18 protein-coding genes are annotated in these 18,739 nt (G+C 29.7%); 5 read left to right on the top strand and 13 right to left on the bottom strand.

The window, feature by feature from the left end; translation table 11 throughout:
* Positions 1 to 2: 2 nt before the first annotated feature.
* The 4 genes from ACW5YJ_RS01680 to ACW5YJ_RS01665 all read right to left on the bottom strand — a co-directional run bounded on the left by ACW5YJ_RS01680 (position 3) and on the right by ACW5YJ_RS01665 (position 2,635).
* Positions 3 to 923, bottom strand: a complete 921-nt coding sequence (locus ACW5YJ_RS01680; RefSeq protein WP_457338387.1) for an NAD-dependent epimerase/dehydratase family protein — start codon at positions 921 to 923, stop codon at positions 3 to 5.
* 101 nt (positions 924 to 1,024) lie between these two features.
* Positions 1,025 to 1,975, bottom strand: a complete 951-nt coding sequence (locus ACW5YJ_RS01675) for an alpha/beta hydrolase (protein WP_135092869.1) — start codon at positions 1,973 to 1,975, stop codon at positions 1,025 to 1,027.
* A 102-nt stretch (positions 1,976 to 2,077) separates the two neighbouring features.
* Positions 2,078 to 2,395, bottom strand: coding sequence for an ArsR/SmtB family transcription factor (locus tag ACW5YJ_RS01670; protein ID WP_026113474.1), 318 nt, complete (start codon positions 2,393 to 2,395; stop codon positions 2,078 to 2,080).
* 54 nt (positions 2,396 to 2,449) lie between these two features.
* Positions 2,450 to 2,635, bottom strand: a complete 186-nt coding sequence (locus ACW5YJ_RS01665) for a GNAT family protein (protein WP_457338609.1) — start codon at positions 2,633 to 2,635, stop codon at positions 2,450 to 2,452.
* Positions 2,636 to 2,908: 273 nt separating this feature from the next.
* Here ACW5YJ_RS01665 and ACW5YJ_RS01660 point away from each other — a divergent pair, with 273 nt between their 5' ends.
* Together ACW5YJ_RS01660 and ACW5YJ_RS01655 are read left to right on the top strand one after the other, a co-directional pair.
* The gene (locus ACW5YJ_RS01660) at positions 2,909 to 4,162 is read left to right on the top strand and encodes an ATP-grasp domain-containing protein (protein ID WP_457338386.1); all 1,254 of its coding nucleotides are present in this window, start codon (positions 2,909 to 2,911) and stop codon (positions 4,160 to 4,162) included.
* A complete protein-coding gene (locus ACW5YJ_RS01655; protein ID WP_457338385.1) occupies positions 4,155 to 5,258 on the top strand; it encodes a hypothetical protein in 1,104 nt (367 codons plus the stop codon). The genes ACW5YJ_RS01660 and ACW5YJ_RS01655 overlap by 8 nt, the downstream gene beginning before the upstream one ends.
* 220 nt (positions 5,259 to 5,478) lie before the next feature.
* Here the strand turns inward: ACW5YJ_RS01655 and ACW5YJ_RS01650 are convergent, their stop codons facing one another.
* From ACW5YJ_RS01650 to ACW5YJ_RS01610, 9 genes are all read right to left on the bottom strand, one after another.
* On the bottom strand, positions 5,479 to 5,829 hold the full coding sequence (locus ACW5YJ_RS01650; RefSeq protein WP_038679340.1) for a PTS glucitol/sorbitol transporter subunit IIA: 351 nt from the start codon (positions 5,827 to 5,829) through the stop codon (positions 5,479 to 5,481).
* A 17-nt stretch (positions 5,830 to 5,846) separates the two neighbouring features.
* Positions 5,847 to 6,860 (bottom strand): PTS glucitol/sorbitol transporter subunit IIB, encoded by a 1,014-nt coding sequence (gene srlE / locus ACW5YJ_RS01645; protein WP_457338384.1) that lies wholly within the window; start codon positions 6,858 to 6,860, stop codon positions 5,847 to 5,849.
* Positions 6,861 to 6,870: 10 nt separating this feature from the next.
* Complete coding sequence (gene srlA, locus ACW5YJ_RS01640; protein ID WP_038679345.1) at positions 6,871 to 7,422, bottom strand: PTS glucitol/sorbitol transporter subunit IIC; 552 nt, start codon at positions 7,420 to 7,422, stop codon at positions 6,871 to 6,873.
* Entirely contained in the window at positions 7,410 to 7,880 is a 471-nt protein-coding gene (locus ACW5YJ_RS01635; RefSeq protein WP_380499517.1) for a transcriptional regulator GutM, read from the bottom strand. The genes srlA and ACW5YJ_RS01635 overlap by 13 nt, the downstream gene beginning before the upstream one ends.
* A 2-nt stretch (positions 7,881 to 7,882) precedes the next feature.
* A complete protein-coding gene (locus tag ACW5YJ_RS01630; RefSeq protein WP_457338383.1) occupies positions 7,883 to 9,766 on the bottom strand; it encodes a BglG family transcription antiterminator in 1,884 nt (627 codons plus the stop codon).
* A 27-nt stretch (positions 9,767 to 9,793) separates the two neighbouring features.
* Positions 9,794 to 10,591 (bottom strand): SDR family oxidoreductase, encoded by a 798-nt coding sequence (locus ACW5YJ_RS01625; protein WP_457338608.1) that lies wholly within the window; start codon positions 10,589 to 10,591, stop codon positions 9,794 to 9,796.
* A 733-nt stretch (positions 10,592 to 11,324) separates the two neighbouring features.
* On the bottom strand, positions 11,325 to 12,311 hold the full coding sequence (locus tag ACW5YJ_RS01620; RefSeq protein ID WP_457338382.1) for an HNH endonuclease: 987 nt from the start codon (positions 12,309 to 12,311) through the stop codon (positions 11,325 to 11,327).
* 484 nt (positions 12,312 to 12,795) lie between these two features.
* Complete coding sequence (locus tag ACW5YJ_RS01615; RefSeq protein WP_457338381.1) at positions 12,796 to 13,134, bottom strand: nucleotide pyrophosphohydrolase; 339 nt, start codon at positions 13,132 to 13,134, stop codon at positions 12,796 to 12,798.
* Positions 13,127 to 14,857: a DUF2075 domain-containing protein gene (locus ACW5YJ_RS01610; protein ID WP_457338380.1), complete on the bottom strand. Its 1,731-nt coding sequence runs from the start codon at positions 14,855 to 14,857 to the stop codon at positions 13,127 to 13,129. The genes ACW5YJ_RS01615 and ACW5YJ_RS01610 overlap by 8 nt, the downstream gene beginning before the upstream one ends.
* A gap of 300 nt (positions 14,858 to 15,157) precedes the next feature.
* Between ACW5YJ_RS01610 and ACW5YJ_RS01605 the strand changes: the two genes are divergently transcribed.
* The 3 genes from ACW5YJ_RS01605 to ACW5YJ_RS01595 all read left to right on the top strand — a co-directional run bounded on the left by ACW5YJ_RS01605 (position 15,158) and on the right by ACW5YJ_RS01595 (position 18,708).
* A complete protein-coding gene (locus ACW5YJ_RS01605; RefSeq protein WP_457338379.1) occupies positions 15,158 to 15,550 on the top strand; it encodes a (deoxy)nucleoside triphosphate pyrophosphohydrolase in 393 nt (130 codons plus the stop codon).
* A 2-nt stretch (positions 15,551 to 15,552) separates the two neighbouring features.
* A complete protein-coding gene (locus ACW5YJ_RS01600) occupies positions 15,553 to 18,435 on the top strand; it encodes a DEAD/DEAH box helicase (RefSeq protein ID WP_457338378.1) in 2,883 nt (960 codons plus the stop codon).
* Positions 18,436 to 18,582: 147 nt separating this feature from the next.
* Positions 18,583 to 18,708: a hypothetical protein gene (locus tag ACW5YJ_RS01595; protein WP_436966031.1), complete on the top strand. Its 126-nt coding sequence runs from the start codon at positions 18,583 to 18,585 to the stop codon at positions 18,706 to 18,708.
* Positions 18,709 to 18,739 lie beyond the last annotated feature (31 nt).

Below are 18,739 nucleotides of genomic sequence, written 5' to 3'. Positions count from 1 at the left end.
CTTTAATCCCCTTTTAAAATATTTCTAATACCTTCTTCATATGTTGTAACTTTAAACTCAGGAAAACTGTCCTTAAATTTGTTAGATTTAAAGACATTGTCATACTTATATCTTGGTAATAACTCTGTAAGCTCTTTAACTTGTTGGTTAAATAAACTCCCTATTCTAAATAGAAACATCGGTACAATAGTATAATTAATTTTTCTATCTAATACTTTTTCTGCTTTATTCATTATTTCTTTATAAGTGATACTATCATCGGTCGGTAAATGCCAAGTTTCACCATATGCTTCAGGCGTATTACCTAATAGTACTAAAGCGCGGCTTGCGTCCGGAGTCCAAATAAGCGTACGTAATACAGAATCATTTATAGGAACAAACGCTCGTTTATTATTTTTCACTCGATTAAATACTAAGGAATTCGTTATACTTTGAGTCAATCCAGGCCCATAAAATTCTGGCGCTCGGCCAATAACTGCATCAATAGATTTATCTTGCATAGCTGACAACAACATTTCAGCCATATTAGCACGAACTTGTGATTTTCTGCCTACTGGAATAAACGGACTATTTTCTACTTGAACGTCAGCGTTTTTTTCGTACATGTATGTATTATCAAAAAATGCTAATTTAGTATTTGTTTCCTGGCATGCTTTAACTACATTTTCCATAATTATTGGAAACTTATTTTCCCACATCTCTGAATTAGCAGGTAAGCCCACAGCAAAATATACAATTTCACTTCCTTTAACTGCTTTATAAGTATCTTCATAGTTCATTAAATCTACTGCTACTAATTCGTCAGTATCATGGATTTTTTTAGGCTTTCTGCCAACTAATCGAATATGTTTAGTATAGTTTTTATAAATTTCCTTCGCTATTTCTTGTCCAATTTGTCCATTACTTCCTAATACCGTTTGCATTGTCTACATCTCCTTTTTTACTAAAAAAAGTGAACCAATTCTTTTCATTGATTCACTTTATATAACATCCACTTAAATATGATAAATTAACGATTTTATTATTAGTTATTCTTTTTATTAATCCATTTTGTAGATACATCCATAGCAGCGCGTGTCGCATTCGTTTGATCCATAGAATTTACCATAACAAAATCATGAATAATACCTTGAAATCTCATTTGCGTTACCTCTACACCAGCTTCTCTTAATTTATTTGCATACGCTTCGCCTTCATCACGTAATACATCAGCTTCAGCATTTAAAATCATAGCACTTGGTAATCCTTTTAAATCTTCTATTGTTGCTCGAAGAGGGGAAGCTGTTATTTCTGCTCTTTCATTAGGGTCAGTTGTATATTGATCCCAAAACCATTTCATACCTTCTTTAGTTAAATAATAATTTTCTGCAAATTGATTATATGACTCAGTATCAAACTCAGCATTTGTTACTGGATAGTATAGTAACTGTTGGTTAATTGTTAAACCTTTACGTTGTTTAGTCATAATTGTCATAACCGTAGCCATATTACCGCCTACTGAGTCCCCTGCAACTGTAAGCTTATTGATATCTAGGTTTTTCTCCTCTGCAACTTCTTTTAATTGTTGTAGAACATCGTAATTTTGTTCAATTGCTGTTGGGTACTTCGCTTCGGGTGAAAGTGTATATTCAGGAAAAACAACGACCGAATTCGTTCTTACGGCTAACTCTCTAACTAGCTTATCGTGTGTTTTAGCATTGCCGAATACCCAACCCGCACCGTGTATATAGAAAATGACAGGCAGTGTATCTTTAATTCCTTCTGGACGTATAAAACGCACTGGCACATCTCCAAATTTTTCAGTTGTAAATGTTGTATCTTCAATATCTACATTGTATTTTTCGACTGGGGATGATTGCACTTCTTCTAATAAGGCTCTACCATCTTTAGGTTCCAATTCATAAATACGAGGATGCGGTTTATTAGCCTCACTAAATTCTTGAGCAGCTTGTTCCAAAACTACTTTATTGACCATAATTAACAATCTCCTTCAACATTAAAATTTTCTCTCTATAAGAGGATAATAGTATTATACTATCCATATGTTTAAACATATAAACATATGGGCTAAAATTTTTTATATAGTTTCTTTGTTTTTTATATTCTCTTCAAGAGAAGTGGTGAGCTCTTTGAGCCAAAGTAACGCGTCTTCTAAATCAGAACTATAATATCTTTCTAACCCTTCTTGTTTAACTGTCAATAACCCAACCTCATACATTAATTTCAAATGATGTGATACTGCTGGACGTGAAATTGGCAATAGTTCAGTTATTTGATTCACAGTAAGTTGTTCTTCTCTGCATAACAACACAAGTATTTGTTGGCGTTTTTCATCTTGAAGTATATTTAATAATTTTGACCCTTTCTTAAAAACCTCTAATGTCTTCTCTTCCATTCCACCACTCCTTAAGATGTAATAATAAGCATACTTATTAAACAATTCTTTGTCTTAGATGTCAACCATCAGTCCATCCCATAAAGTATTCATATCTTGAGTTTCTTCTTCAACATTTTTAGATTTAATTTCAAAGTTATGTTTTAGATAAAAACGAATTGCTCTCACATTCTTCTCATATACATATAACTTCAATGTGTTATTGTCATTTTTTAATTTTTCTAGAAATAACTTTCCTATACCTTTATTTCGGTAACTATCTTTAATAAAAATACTATATTCACTTAACTAATCTTGCCTATTAATTATATTTTCTTTAGTAAACAATTCCAAAATACAGTTGAACAGATTTAGTAAATATTCTTGAATTTTAATTTATATAAATTAAAACTAACGCCTTCTAAGAAATATCTATATAGATGCTCTACAATTCATTTCACCATAATTTTATAACTTAAATTTATATGGTATTATTTTTATATAATAAATATTTCATAAAATGAGGAGGCTAATATGAAAGAATATCTATTGTTGTTAGGTGCAGATCAGTTTCTCAGAGAACGGTCTTATGCAGGGGGTAAAGCAATCGGAGATTTTCAAATTTGGACAGCTATTAAAAATGCGAAATATCAATATAATTCATATTTTGATTATTGTATTAATGCCAATCCTTTAAGCTATGAAGAATTAAAAAATGAAATAGCTTATCATAAATCTCAAGGGTACGAACCAAAAGCTATCGTTCCTTTAAATGATTGGACGCTAAAAGTTGCCAATAGGCTAAATCAAGACTCCGGTTTGCCTTACCTCGAAGAACAAATTATCGATGCATGTAGAAATAAAAGCATTATGAAAACAATATTTGAAAAAGTCAGTATTCCTACACCAAAGTCTATGTATTTTAATAATTCTTTACAATTACAGCAGCTAATGAATGAATTTAATTTTCCAGTAATTATAAAGCCGGTTGATTTTGGAGGTAGTGGCGGCGTTTACTTAGCCAATAATAAACAAGAATGTATGGATGTCTATGCTAAATCGAAACAAATTATGGAGGTTTATGCAGATGACTTCCAAGTATCTAAAAGTGAATTTCTAATCGAAGCATTTATTGATAGTGATGACGAAGTTTCAGTTGAAGTATTGTGCGGCCACAATTTCTATGAAGTTATTACTGTTACAGAGAAATATTTATCTCCTAGACCGTGGTTTACTGAAATGGGTCATTTAGTTCCCAGTTTCAGGTATAAAGATATAAATATTAAAGACCTTGCAATACAGGCTTGTAAATCTTTAGGTATTACACGTGGCGTCGCTCATGTCGAAATAAAAATAAAAGACAACAACCTCTATGTCATAGAAGCTGCAGCTAGACCTGGTGGCGATGCTATTATGGATTTAGTCGAATCTTCTTATGACATTAACCCCTACAAACTTCATATATCTATGTATATTAATAACGAAGTAAAACCTGCATATGCATTTACGCCCAAAAAAACGTCTGCCATAGCATTTATGAAAGCACAAAAAGGTAAGATAATGCATATTCATTATCCAGATGTATCAAAAGATACTGAAATCAAAAAAATAAATGTATTTAAAAATGTTGGGGATACCGTAGCTGATCCTGAAAATTGGAGTAATCGTGAGGGGCTTATTCAATTTAACTGGCCTGAGTTACCAACTACAAAAACATACAAACATATTCACAAAGCTAATGAATTAGCAAATAAAATTTTTGATTGCAGTGATGCTCACAATGACTAACTATTTAACTACTACTGCGCTATACCGATTTATCTGCGGTGGTTTAATCCTCATTATAAATTGGGAACTAGCAAATCCTGAATCTACCAGTGAGTTAGCCATTGCTACAATTCTTTCATTTGTTCCAGCAATATTCACTCCATTTTTAATTAAGTTATATTTTAAAAATTATTCAGGTGCTGGCCTTACAAAATTATCTTTCTTAATACTATTTTATATAGTCATCGTCATAACGGTATGCTATCAAAATGCACTACAATTAATTATTCTAAACTTTACTGTATGGATTGTATTTTTTCTATTGGAAACAAGTTTAGAATTTTGGTTTTCACAATTAGTCGAAAAGAAAAGTGAACTATTTATTAACCAATATAGTTCACTTTCAATGACAATAAATCAAGTTGCATTAATGATAGGTCCTGTATTTACTTCAGTAATCATTAAATTTATTGCACTGCGTTGGATATTTTTGATGTATGCCTTAATCTATCTATTACTTTACTTTGCTATTAGGAAACAAAATAAGGATAATCAGCTTCTTTCTAAAGATGGGAAAGTTTATACTAAAGAATCTGTAAAATTTACACATTACTTCATAAGTATGCTTATGTGGCCAATATTGGGCACTATCAACTTCATGTTACCTACCTTTACAACTTTTAAGCGTGGAGAAGTTCATGAAGTCGCACTATTGGACTGTGCTTTAGGCCTAGGAATGGCTTTGATTGGGATGATACTCAGCAAATTTCTATCTAATAATTGGTTGCACTTATTTTTTATAGTAAGTATTTCTATCACTGTCTTGTGGTATTTGGCTGAAGATACGCTCGTAATTAAATTACTATTAATGTTATTGTTCGGTTTCACATTTGGTGGCGCAAGAATTATTTTCAGGAAAACCATTGTTACAGTATACTCCAGTCATACTGTAAAACACATTTATTCTCTGGGAAATGCTTTAGGCCTCCCAGTCCTTGCACTCTGTATTTATCTAAGTATATTAAATTTAAACTTTGTTTGGTTACCATCATTTATTTTATTAATTGTATTAATGCTTTTGTTGAAAATTGAATATCTTAAATATTTTCATAATTAAAATCAGTGTATAAAAGTAAATATAGTTATAAAAAATAAATCCTTGCTAATAGAAACAGTTATTGAAAAATGTATATTGATCTTACTTTTCTATGAATCAAAAATAATATGAAAAACAGGTAATTTAAATTTGACAACCTGAATGTAATGAGAGTGTAGAGGGAAAAATCCCCTTAAAAGTTCCCTGTTATTTTTCTTTTAAGGGGAAAGATTTTATAAAACTATTTAATTTCTATTTTTGTGCCTTCTTCTATATTAGCAAGAGGCTTATCTTCTAAATATAATGTTCCAGATTGTTCAGCTTCTGTACTCCCATCAAACTTCAAAGTAATATGACCTAAATCATTTAAATTTTTATTAACAGTAGAACCTACTTTTGTAATTTTATATTCGTTATCATCTAGAAATAACTTTTGTGATTCAGTTATTTCTCCATCTATTTCATTTATATCAATTATGTAGCAATAATCTACTAACTCAGCAGGAGCATTATCACCAAATAATATAACCATTTTTTCAGATTCGAATGCTGATGCATCTTTTCCTATACGCTTTATCTCTGTCTTGTACATTATCTATACACTCCTTCTTATTTATATAATCCAAAGCTTGCTAACCATGCTATAAATACACGCGGTACACCGTTTAAGAAACGTGAATACAATACAGATGGCACACCTACTTCTATTGTTTTAGTTTCTGCTTCTGCTAACCCTAAACCTACTGGTATAAAATCAGCAGCATTTTGAGTATTGATTGCAAATAATGCTGGTAATGCTAAATTTGGTGGTATATTCCCTTTACCAATTTCTACACCAATTAAGGTTCCTAATACTTGTCCAATTACACCACCTGGGCCTAATAATGGGCTTAAAAATGGTAGTGAACATATAAATCCAATTATAAGTAGGCCCCAAATATTACCTGCTAACGGTGACATAACCTTAGCAAATAAATCTCCTATTCCAGAGCCTTGGATAATGCCGATTAATAGTGCTACAAATCCCATAAACGGTAAAATAGTGTGTAACATTGTATCTACCGCATCACGTGCCGCTTGATAAAAAGTATTAATCACTTTACCTGCTGCAAGACCGATTTTGGTTAAGAAGGATTTATTTTCTTGTTCTGCTCTTGTTTCCATGATTTTTTTATCTCTAGTATAAGAAGCAGTTTCATTATTTTTTGTTGTCTCAGTCGAAGTAGTTAACACCGATTTTTCACTGATATCACTTTCATCCACTACACTAACTTGATTTACGTCCACATTCGATACATAGATATCTTCTGTAATATGTTGTCTCAATGGCCCACTTTTACCTGTTGCCATAATATTCACAGTAGGGATACCCTTTTGAGGATAAATACCACATCTCAATGTCCCGCCGCAATCTATAACAGCAACCATAATTTCATCTTCAGGTACTGATGTTTCGAAACCATTTACAGGTGAGCCTCCAGTAATTTCACATATTTTATCTATTATTTCAGGTCTGTGGCCGCCTGTAACGTACATAACTTTGTCTTTCTTACCTTCTATTCCAATTTCTAAAGGACCTCCGAAGCCTCCTGAACCTTTTACAATTCTAGCCTTTTTACTCATACGCCTCACCTCATCCTTCTAATTTTACTTTTGTACTTAATTTTACTTTTTGTTGTTTTTCTACATAACTAGTTGTAAAGTCAGTAACCCATCCGCCTATAAAGTTCATAACTAAACCAACAAGTAGATATCTTACTGCTAAATCTGTCATTGGTAGCCCTAATTGTTGAACGCCATTTGCGATACCTAAGAATATAAATAATTCTGCTGGATTAATGTGTGGGAATAGGCCGTTACTTGTATGCGCGAACTGTGCTGCTGATGCAAAATAACTTGGCTTATACTTTTCTGGCATAAATCTTCCTAGAGAGTGAACCATTGGATTGGCTAACATAAATGAACCTAAAAATGGTAATACTAAATATCTTAAAAATGGGTTTTTAGATGATTTTTGTGCAATAATATTAATTCTTTTTTCACCTATTAATTGAATTAATGTGTTCATCGCAATTAATAACATCAATACTAAAGGTACAATTGTTGTCATCCAGTCTATAAATGTATCTGCGCCTGTTTGAAATAGATTGATAAAACCTTCAGCTAACTTAACTATGAAATCCATGTTGATTTACTCCCTTCTTTTTTAAACATTCTATTTATTTTTTTAACCGCTTTCATCATTGGGGAAGGTATTTTTTCAATTTCTCCTCCAGATTGAATAATATTAAATGTATGTTGAGCGTCTAAGATAGCTTTTATTAATAATTTGTTATACTTTTTTAAATCAGTATCCCTTAATTTATGAATTTTATAACCTTCTAAACCTTTTAATTTCTTGAATTTAGAAAATACTGTGACACCTTGCATATAACGCGCATCTTCAATTTCATTACGTCGATTGATTTGGAATAAAACTAATGTTCCTGATTTAAAAATAGCTGGTCTTCTCCCTATAGCCACGCGTCCATTTTCTCGCAATTCTGTGTAATGTTTAGTGAAATTTTTGATTTGAACCAAACCAAGTAAGTATTGAACTACAAATCCAACAGCTAATATGACAATTAACATGATAAAAAACATAGCTAAACCCTCATTTCATTATTTAGTATATGTGCAAGCGTTATGTAATCCGTATCTTTACATATTTGGTTTATAATATAACTATTGGTCGTAATAGCTAAAATTTCCTCATATAGCCGGATTAGTACCGCTTCGTTTACTTCTGCTTCTGGTGTCGCAACGAGCACAACTAGTTTTACCGTTTCACAATCTTGAAGTGGCTGATTAACAATTGCTAATTTTAGCCATATGCCCTGATAAAGATGACTAGTATGTGGAAATCCTAAAGATCCTGTTATTGTTGATTTATGTTTTTCTCTCTCTAAAATTTTTGTAATAAAAGTATGATCAACTCTATTCTCATTAATCAACTCGTTTGATAAATAAGCGATTACTTCTTCATATGTCATATTTTCATTAACGTGATAAACATCTTGTTCAGTTAGAAAATCCACTATTATACTTTTATTAAATAGCTTTTTATTGCTTACGTCTTTGTAAATCATAAATTGTTCGATTTTAAGTTTTAGTGCTTGTTCATCTAAAATGTTGTCTATATAAATAATTCTGTTAAACAATCTATTGATTTTAATAGTTGATACTATTAAATCATAATTATCAATTTGAAAGTGATTTAACTCATTTTCGTTAATTACATCTATCATTATTTGATTGCCAAATATTTTTTGTAATTGAATTTTCATTAATTTCACACTACTCAAACCTTGGTTTGTAATAAATGCGACTGAATGAATTTCTTTAAATTTTTGTTCTAACTGCTGTAAATAAACACTGAAATAAATTGATAAGAACCCAAGTTCATTTAATGGAACTTTAATTTTGATTTCTTTTTCAATATTAGTTGCTAACACTTTAGACAGTTCATATGCAAATGGGTACTTATTTTCAACTTCATCAATAAAATCATTTTGTATTCTAATATCAAATATCAGTCTATTGATAAGGTATTTAATATGAAGTTGTATGTCCGTACTAAACAATTCATCATCAATTTTAATAGTATAATAAAAATCAATATCATCTATTGTTTGCTGAATAATACGATTTAAAGTAGATTGATCATCTTCTGAAATAAATTCATCTAATAATGATGCTCTTCTACCAATAATTTGAAAAACAATTTGTAAAATTTCTAAATTAGGAAATTTTACTGAGTAGTGTTGGATTAAATAATCCCTAATTTCGCTTAAAGCTATAAAATCTTTAGACTCAAATACGCTATCGTCGATTTGTACTTTTTGACTTATCTCATAACCGTTTTCTATTCTAGATAAAACAACTTTAGTAGCGGTAATAAGACGTTCAAATGTTGCATTGTCTAAATTATATTGCCTTTTCGTCTCGTTAAGAATCGCATATATAGAACCCGGCAATGTGTGAGAACTATACTGTTTATTGAATAGTTCTATCAATACCTTTCTTACTTCTAATTCATTACCTTCTATACGTAAACCTACGTTTTGTGTACCTCTAATATTCACCCTATAGTCTTCTAATACATTTTTAATTTCATTTATATTATTATTAACTACACTTTTACTCAGAAATAAATCTTCAGCTATGTCATCTATCGTACAAACTCCGTTATAAAGTAAATAATGAAATATGTTTTCTCCACGTTCCTCTATTTCATCTAAATGGTTATAAACTTGAAACTCTATATCTTTAATTAAATTAAGAAATTTCATTTCATCAGTTACTATCATTGAAAGAGATTTATTTTGCTTAAATATACTAATAGATCCTTCAAAATAAATTTGAAGTTGATTAATGTAATTCGTTAAAGTTCTTTGGGAGATAGAAAGTTTATGGGAAAGTTTATCAATTGAGATATTTTGTTTTTTAAGCGTTTCAATAATTAATAAATGCTTTTTGTTTAATATCAATACTTTCCCTCCTTTCTCTATTTTAAGTTATCCCCTTGATTTACCACCTGATATATTAATTGTTGTACCAGTAATGTAACTTGATTTGTCCGAACTTAAATAACAAACTAAATCAGCTACTTCTGACAATTTACCAACTCTACCTAGAGGAATAGATTTTGAATAATCACCATTTAATTTATCTACTGTCGTATTTCTACTATAAGCTAATGCTTCTTCATATTGTTTGGTTCTTAGACCAGTTTCTTCTAAAATACCTGGTGCTATAGCAACAACTTTAATGTTATGTTTCCCTAATTCTTTAGCCCAACTTCTCGTAAATCCTATTAAAGCTGCTTTTGTAGCAGAATATATACTTTGGCCTTCTGATCCTTCTTGACCAGCTTCACTAGCAACATTCACGATGATACCTTTATTTTGTTTAATAAAATGTCTGCTCACTTCTTGGCTAAATAGAATTGGCCCTTTTAAGTTTACACCGAACATTAAATCTAAATCTTTCATATTAATTTCATACTCTGGTTTTTCACCTTTAACATCAACTAATAATCGAGGTAAGTTAATACCAGCATTATTAATTAATACATCTATACGAGATTGTTTTTCCACAATCGCATTCACTGCCCTTTCAACAGCTTCTTTGCTTGTTACATCAGCCTCTATAAAATGATAATCTCTGTTATCAACTGGGTCATCCTTTAGGTCTATATTATAAACAACTGCATCATTTTCTAGTAATGAAGTTACAATTTGTCTACCGATACCAGACGTTCCACCTGTTACAATAATTACTTTTCCATTTATTTCTAACCAATTTCCAGCCATATCTTTGCCTCCTAATGAATATTGTTCATTCATTATAGATTCAAACACCTTTATAATTAATTTTGACTTTTATGCACTATTAAGAAATTAAGAAAATAATACATAAAATTCATGGTATTTTTTATACAGTATTATAATTGATAATAAAGTTTACGCTACGGGGGTTTTATACTATGGAACATTAGTATTGTTTTTGGAAAAGATGACAGAAAATTACTAGTCGGTCAAATCGATGTAGTGAAATAAAATAGCAGGTGTATTCATGTCTGTTTTCTACTTTCTGAAATGCTGCTTTAGTGTCAGTTGTTTCTATGTTTTTGCGGATATATCGAATACTGACCTTTTGTTATAACAAAATAAATTTAAAAACAAAGGACACATCCAAATGGACATGCCCTTCGCTCAATATTTTTATAAACTTGTAAATTCTATTAATAATAGAGCAGAAGTATAAACTTTACCATCAGTATCTTCTAATTTATCTTTACCCTTAATTAAATTATCAACTTTATATATAAACTCCTGCATGCATAATTGATCATTATATATTTAAAGCGAATCATCAAGCACGTTATTTATTAACATCATCACTTACACAATGTAAACATTATTTATGGTTTGCTTCTGCTTATCGTTTATTGATACCGATTTTATAGATGTGTATTTATTAAAACAATCTTTTATTTTTAAACATTAATGGTCTACTATTGAATTAGCCAAATTACTAAGATTTCTATAAATTCTTACTTTGATAATAATTTAGTCTATCTTTCAGAATTTTCACATCAGATTTTAAATCTAATTCATGCATTTTCCTGTGACAATTAGGGTCTAAAGCAACAGCATTATCGATACTATCTTTCCCGCCGTTAGCTAACCAGTCTACGTGGTGGCATTCAAGATAGGATCGTCCATTTCGATCCTTAAACGGAGCTGGTTCGTTACATAAATCACAATAGCCATTAGATCTATTTTTAACATGTGCAGTCACATGGATATTTCTGGTATATACTTTAGTAACAGCTTCCTTTCTTCCCACTGGTTTCGCCTGCGTAGCACGTTCAAAGACATCATTATCACTGAGTTTATTTATTAGATTCTCCTGTTCTCTATATTTCTCATCCGAACTATTTCCTGGAATATAATATTCACTAATATTAAAAGTTAGTGGAAAGATCCAAACTTTTCTGTCATTTTGTTCTGTAGCGTAAGGTTTATTAAACAATCTGACTTCTCCTCGAAATATATGCTCGCCCGAAATAAATGATTCAAACAGATATACTTTAATACTTAAATTTTCAGAATGATTTAAAGTCTTATTTTGACCATGATTAATATCCTGATCCCCTTTTTGACCCATACCTGTGTAATGTAATGTTTCATTTCCTTCATCATCTATTACTGAATGATCACTATAAATATCATTTGTATGATCCGAGAATAGTACTAGTGTATTAGTTAAATGAGAACGCCGCATTCCTCCCTGCTGTGAACATTTGAAAACATCACTGATCGTATTATTGTCATACTTTTTATCAATTATTAGATTATCAATTGCTTCTGTTATCTTATTATGCCATCTCTTTACTTGTTCTATATCAAAGAATTCTTCATTCTTCTCTTTAACTATTGGTATTCCAGCATTCTTCCATTTTCGAAAGGTATCATTATTTATTTTTAACAATTGCTGTAGATCCTTTTTCTTTAATAAATTACTCATAATATTTTCCTACCTTTATCTATATCTATTACTTAAACATTACCATATTATAGGGTTATTATTGATTTCCTTTTTACATAAAAAATGGAAATAACTAAATTAATAGTTACTTCCACTCAAAAATATAGATTTCAGCTATATAATGTAAAAACTGATAGTATTTCATTATTTATACTTAAAAACTCACTTAATATTAAGCTATCATTTTTAGAAGTTAAATAAACAACATATATTGAAAACATAGCTAGTGAAATCTTATTCAATAAAGTTGCTGAAAAATCGTATCACTTATGATACGCTTCTGCTTATTGGTTTATGATTAAGCATAACCTATATAATAATGAATAGTATAAACGAAATTCATCTTGAAATTAAAAATATCTCATTGTAAAATGAAAAGATTTACTCAAACAGCTTGCAATGAGATCATATAAAACTTAATTATTAACCTTAACACCTAAGAATCAAAGACTCATACACCTAATTATAAATCTTTGTATTTAGCATTATTATCTTTACTTTTTTCTAATGGATACTTTTCAGCATTTTTCATTAATTTCTTACTTATAATTTCATTAATATCAAATTCTAAATTATCTGCTAGCATATAACTATAGATTAATACATCTGCTAATTCTTCTGCTAATCTCTCTCTATTATTATTCACTACCTCTTCAGATGATTTCCACTGAAATAATTCAAGTAGTTCAGCTGCTTCTATACTAATAGATAAAGATAAATCTTTTTCATTGTGAAATTGTCTCCAGTTACGCTCATCTCTAAATTTATTAATCACTTTTAGTATATTTTTTGTCTCATCCATTTATATCACCTTTAAATGCTTTTTTTAGTGCCTCTCTTAATTGTCCATCTACTGCATAAATATATAAACCATTTACACCACGTGTCAGCAAGACATTTAATTCATTTTTTAGTAACATTTCTGAGAAATACTGCTTTGAACCATCTTCTAAGGTTCTCCGACGTGTAGCTTTTTTATTAGCACTACTTTTTTCATCAAAAACAATCTGACCACCTCTATATTTTACAGAAGGTCCAATTATTACTCCAGCAAAGTTTAAGTCTAAACCTTGAATTGTGTATGTCGAGCCTATTTCATCTATTGATTGTTCTTGTTCAACCCATGGTAATTTTGATTGGTTTCTCCTTACTTTAAGCTGGTAGTTCCATGGCATTGACCAATTACCAACCCTCACTCTCCAATAGTCCTCATTCTCATGAGGTTTCTCCTTATATGGCCAATCAAAGGTAGCAAGCATTCTAGATATACCACTATCAGTATTTTTAGCCTTGTCCTTTATAGATTGCTCTAACTCATTTGGAGTATCAAAAATCTTAATTTCATATCCTTTATTGTCATAAGGAATATTGTTTATTACTTGCTTATCAACCAAATTTCTAATCCAATCAATTGTTGCCTCGTCACTATTAATACGCATTTGATTTTTTAATATAATATGATTATTCTTGTTTTTTGCTGATTCAAAATGGTAATTCAACTTATCTAATTCCCAAATTTGTTCAGTTGTAAGTACTTGTTTTAAATCAAATACAATAACTACAACTTTAGCTCTTTCTAATAAATCATTTAAATGATTATTGCCTCGATAACTCTGTTTACCTTGAGTTAAAAGTAAATGTGCTTCATCTACAATTACAACGTCTACTTTTTCGTTTGATGAATGATTATTAATAAAACTAGTGGGTTTACTTACAATATTATTAGACTTAGTAGAAATACCTAATTTAGTCACTATTTGATCATAAATTGATACATGCTCATTGTGATTTACTAATAAATGAATATCTAGATTTTTATCTAAATCTAAATTGTTCTTTCCTATTTGATAAAGTAACGTACTCATCAAAACTGTTTTTCCTGATCCAGCTTCTCCCTCAACAATTATCAATTGGCCATTTTCATCTAAAGTAACGGCTTCTTTGACTTTATCTAATATCTCTTCTTTTGCGTTTATTTGCTCTTGGGTCAGTTTATGAAATGGAGAGGCTTTAAATATTGCTGAATCTTTAATAATACTTTCAATTGGAAACAAGGATTTATTTTTCTTATTTAATGATTTCCAAATATCAGAAAATATTTTATCTAGCTTATCCGAAGTAAAGTATTCATTTTGTTGATTTGTCCTACTATTATGAATTCTGGAAATATTATCTACACTTAATAAATATTGCATTAATCTATTTTCAATATCTAAGGTCAATGACTTATTAAACAATTCATGACCTATCACATACATTGATGAACTATTTGATTCAGAAAAGTCTTCCCAAAATGCTTTCATTTTACTATCTACATTAAGATGCTGTCTGGTTCTATTTCTAATATCTGCAGTTTCTCCAACATATACTTCAAAATCACCTCCACACTTTTTATCATTTATTATATAAACCGTTGGATATCTTAATAAATACTTACCATACGGTGAAGCTTTCCATTTTTGAACCGAATTATTAAGATTTTCTAATGAATATTGCATATTTTCTATCTTTAACAAGTTTCCCATTTACATCACCTATTGAATTATCTTCTATCAATTACTATTTTATCAATTTTGTGATAAGGTTATCTACTTTTTTAGTATTTAGTTAAAAACTTAAATCTTATTGATAGTCTAAAAATTGATTTGTCCCTAAATAAAATTTTATTAATTCACTAGAAAAGCTCCGTTTTCCTAAATATCCATACTCTGATATTTTATTTTTGAGAAATCTCAATTTATTTGATCGTAAATTTACATTTTATTACCTTTGCTGCAATATTTTGTTAAAATATAAAATAAATACATTATTTGGGAGGTAATATTTTGAAAAAACAAATTGAAGTTGTTGGTGCTGTTATTTTTTCTGATAATAAAGTTCTTTGTGCGCAAAGAAATGAGAATATGAGTTTACCTCTTATGTGGGAATTCCCCGGTGGTAAAGTTGAAAAAGATGAATCTGAGATTGATGCATTAAAACGTGAAATAAACGAAGAAATGTTGTGTGATCTTGAGGTTGGGGAAAAAATTACTTCAACTTCTTATAAATATGATTTTGGAATAGTTAATCTTCATACATATAAATGTAAATTAAACGAAAAAATGCCTAAGTTAACTGAACATAAAAGTATTAAATGGTTAAATATTAATGAATTAGAAACATTAGAATGGGCACCGGCAGACATACCAGCTGTAAAAATTATTGTAGATGGGGAATGATATTGAATAATTTATTAGAAGACTTTAATCAGTCGCTGCATAAGGGATTTATCGATCGTACAATCTCTCATAAAGGTAATTTCATGCCTAAGTTATTGATTAATAATAAAGATGAGAATGTACTTTCAACAATTATTAATGAATTATATAAATGCAAATCATTTACTATTTCTGTAGCTTTTATTACTGAAAGTGGATTAGCTAGTTTAAAATCTCATCTCTATGATTTAGATCAAAAAGGTGTTCATGGAAAGATTATTACTTCTAATTATTTAGGTTTTAACACGCCTAAAATGTATAAAGAGTTATTAAAACTTAAAAACGTTGATGTTAGATTAACTGATGTTAATGGTTTTCACGCTAAGGGTTATGTTTTTGATCATGAAAATTACGCTTCTATCATAGTAGGAAGCTCTAATTTAACTTCTAATGCATTAAAGATAAACTATGAACACAATATATTACTTTCCACACAAAAGAATGGTGACCTTGTTTATAATATAAAAACTCAATTTGATGAATTATGGTATAAAAGTACACCTCTTTCAGATACTTGGATACGAGATTATGAACTTATATATAATGATAGATCTTTAAAAAATGCACTATATAATCTAGAGAAACAAAGTGTTACTCAAAATCACATTGAACAAGCGGTAAAAATCGAACCAAACGTTATGCAAAAAGAAGCTTTACATTCTTTAGAGCAACTTAGAAAGAGTGGGAAGGATAAGTCATTAATTATATCTGCAACTGGTACAGGTAAGACAATCTTGTGTGCATTAGATGTGCGAAATTTTAATCCAAACAAATTTTTATTTATCGTACATAATGAAGAAATCTTACAGAAAGCAATTGAAGAATTCAAAAAAGTATTACCTTTTTCTAAAGATGAAGAATTTGGATTATTAACAGGGAGGCATAAAGAAACTGATGCTAAATATTTATTTGCTACAATTCAAACTTTAGCTAAAGACTATATTTTTAATCAGTTTGATCAAAGTCATTTTGATTATATTGTGTATGATGAAGCACACCGTTCTGCAGCAAAATCATATCAGAAAGTTTTCAATTATTTCACTCCTGATTTCGTTCTTGGAATGACAGCTACTCCCGAAAGAACAGATAACTTAAATATATTTGAAATGTTTGATTACAATATTGCTTATGAAATTAGATTACAAAAAGCACTTGAAAGTGAATTGTTATGTCCCTTCCATTATTTTGGTGTTACAGATTATATCCATAAAGGACAATCAAAGGATGATTTTAGTAGCCTAACTAATTTAACTTCTAATGAAAGAGTCAAACATGTATTAGAAAAAACACAATATTATGGGTATTCTGGTGAGGAGTTAAAAGGTATTATATTTGTTAGCAGAAAAGATGAGGCTAAAAATTTAGCTAATAAATTAACATTACATAATGTGCCTTCTGTTGCATTAACAGGTGAAGACAATGCAGAAAAGAGACAAAGAGTGATAGAGCAACTTAAATCTGGAGAAATCAATTATATTGTAACTGTTAATTTATTTAATGAGGGTATAGATATTGCACCTGTAAATCAAATTGTAATGTTAAGAGAAACTGAATCAAGTATTATCTTTATTCAACAGCTTGGTAGAGGGCTTAGAAAAAGTCAAAACAAAGAATATGTAACGGTTATAGACTTTATAGGTAACTACGAGAAAAACTATCTTATCCCAATAGCATTATCAGGAGACCAATCTCAAAATAAAGATAACTATAGAAGGTTTTTAACAAGTAATACCGCATTAATGGGTGTTTCAACAATCAACTTTGAGGAAGTCGCTAAGAAGAAAATATACGATTCACTTAAACAAGTTAAATTAAGTGCTGCTTCTCACATAAAACAAGCATATAACGAAGTTGCAGAAAGAATCGGTAGAATCCCTCTACTTATGGACTTTATTAGACAGAACTCTATAGACCCAAGTGTCATATACTCAAAAGATAGTTCGTATAAAAACTATAATGATTTTCTTGTTAAAAGTAAGAAAATAGAAGAACACTTAAATAAAAATGAAAACCTCAATTTAACATTTTTATCGCGAGAAATTGCACCTGGTTTAAAAAATGTAGATCATACTATTTTAAAAGCAATAATTGAAAGACCACATAAGATAAATGAACTATTAACAATTGCTCAAAATGTAGATCCAAACGTTACCTTAGAAGATGTTCAAACTACTTTAAAAATATTAGACTATAGTTTTTTTAGCAACACTATTAATAAAACCTACGGTAAACCAATTATCATCATTTCAAATGATGCAGTAACGTTAACAAAATCTTTTGCTGTATCACTTGAAAAAAGAGTCTTCCAGATATATGTCGAAGATATATTAGAATTAGCACAATATAACAATAAAACACATCAAAAATGCCAAAACGGATTATTACTTTATAACAAATATACAAGAAAAGACTTCGTTAAATTACTAAATTGGAAATCAGATGAATCCGGGGTAATCAATGGATATAAATTCGGTAATAATACTTTACCGATTTTCATAACATATCATAAAGATGATAATATCAGTGACAACACAAAATACGAAGACGAATTCCTAAGTCCTGATGAGCTCAAATGGTTTACAAAATCAAATAGAAAATTAAATTCACCAGAAGTACAGAAAATATTAGCGCATCAAAAGAATAATGTGGATATGTATATTTTTGTAAAAAAAGAAGATGTTTTAGATGGTAAAGAATTTTATTACCTGGGAAAAGCACACTACTTAGAAGGTACTGCAGAACAATCAAAAATGCCAAACGAAAACAAAGACAACATTGTAACTATGAGATTGTCTATGGAAACACCTGTAAAAGATGAGATTTATAGATATATATTGGAGAATTAGAAAAGTAAGCGCAGAAATTCAATTTACATTTAAACTTGAATTTCTGCTCTATTTCTTGTAACAATAAATAGAATTACCCTTATTTGTGATAAGCTTCTGCATATCGTCTGGTGATGCGGTTTTTTAAAAAAACTAACTATAGAAATCATGAAACTACTAATTGCTGGCGGTCGCGTTGTAATATTCACAATAGGATTTATCGTTAAACCAATACTCAACCCATGGAAAAACAAAACAATCAAACGCGCAGAAGATAGTTATTTAATGGAATAGTCAAATTATGTATTAAAATAATCGCCCAATC

The organism is Staphylococcus sp. mip270_02, from assembly GCF_054031535.1.
This window is presented reverse-complemented; position numbering and strand designations above follow the sequence as displayed.

Excerpts from the sequence above, each read along its gene's own strand:
- ACW5YJ_RS01680 (WP_457338387.1), bottom strand. The coding sequence starts at position 923 with ATGCAAACGGTATTAGGAAGTAATGGACAAATTGGACAAGAAATAGCG.
- ACW5YJ_RS01675 (WP_135092869.1), bottom strand. The coding sequence starts at position 1,975 with ATGGTCAATAAAGTAGTTTTGGAACAAGCTGCTCAAGAATTTAGTGAG.
- ACW5YJ_RS01670 (WP_026113474.1), bottom strand. The coding sequence starts at position 2,395 with ATGGAAGAGAAGACATTAGAGGTTTTTAAGAAAGGGTCAAAATTATTA.
- ACW5YJ_RS01660 (WP_457338386.1), top strand. The coding sequence starts at position 2,909 with ATGAAAGAATATCTATTGTTGTTAGGTGCAGATCAGTTTCTCAGAGAA.
- ACW5YJ_RS01655 (WP_457338385.1), top strand. The coding sequence starts at position 4,155 with ATGACTAACTATTTAACTACTACTGCGCTATACCGATTTATCTGCGGT.
- ACW5YJ_RS01650 (WP_038679340.1), bottom strand. The coding sequence starts at position 5,829 with ATGTACAAGACAGAGATAAAGCGTATAGGAAAAGATGCATCAGCATTC.
- srlE (WP_457338384.1), bottom strand. The coding sequence starts at position 6,860 with ATGAGTAAAAAGGCTAGAATTGTAAAAGGTTCAGGAGGCTTCGGAGGT.
- srlA (WP_038679345.1), bottom strand. The coding sequence starts at position 7,422 with ATGGATTTCATAGTTAAGTTAGCTGAAGGTTTTATCAATCTATTTCAA.
- ACW5YJ_RS01635 (WP_380499517.1), bottom strand. The coding sequence starts at position 7,880 with ATGTTTTTTATCATGTTAATTGTCATATTAGCTGTTGGATTTGTAGTT.
- ACW5YJ_RS01625 (WP_457338608.1), bottom strand. The coding sequence starts at position 10,591 with ATGGCTGGAAATTGGTTAGAAATAAATGGAAAAGTAATTATTGTAACA.
- ACW5YJ_RS01620 (WP_457338382.1), bottom strand. The coding sequence starts at position 12,311 with ATGAGTAATTTATTAAAGAAAAAGGATCTACAGCAATTGTTAAAAATA.
- ACW5YJ_RS01615 (WP_457338381.1), bottom strand. The coding sequence starts at position 13,134 with ATGGATGAGACAAAAAATATACTAAAAGTGATTAATAAATTTAGAGAT.
- ACW5YJ_RS01610 (WP_457338380.1), bottom strand. The coding sequence starts at position 14,857 with ATGGGAAACTTGTTAAAGATAGAAAATATGCAATATTCATTAGAAAAT.
- ACW5YJ_RS01595 (WP_436966031.1), top strand. The coding sequence starts at position 18,583 with ATGAAACTACTAATTGCTGGCGGTCGCGTTGTAATATTCACAATAGGA.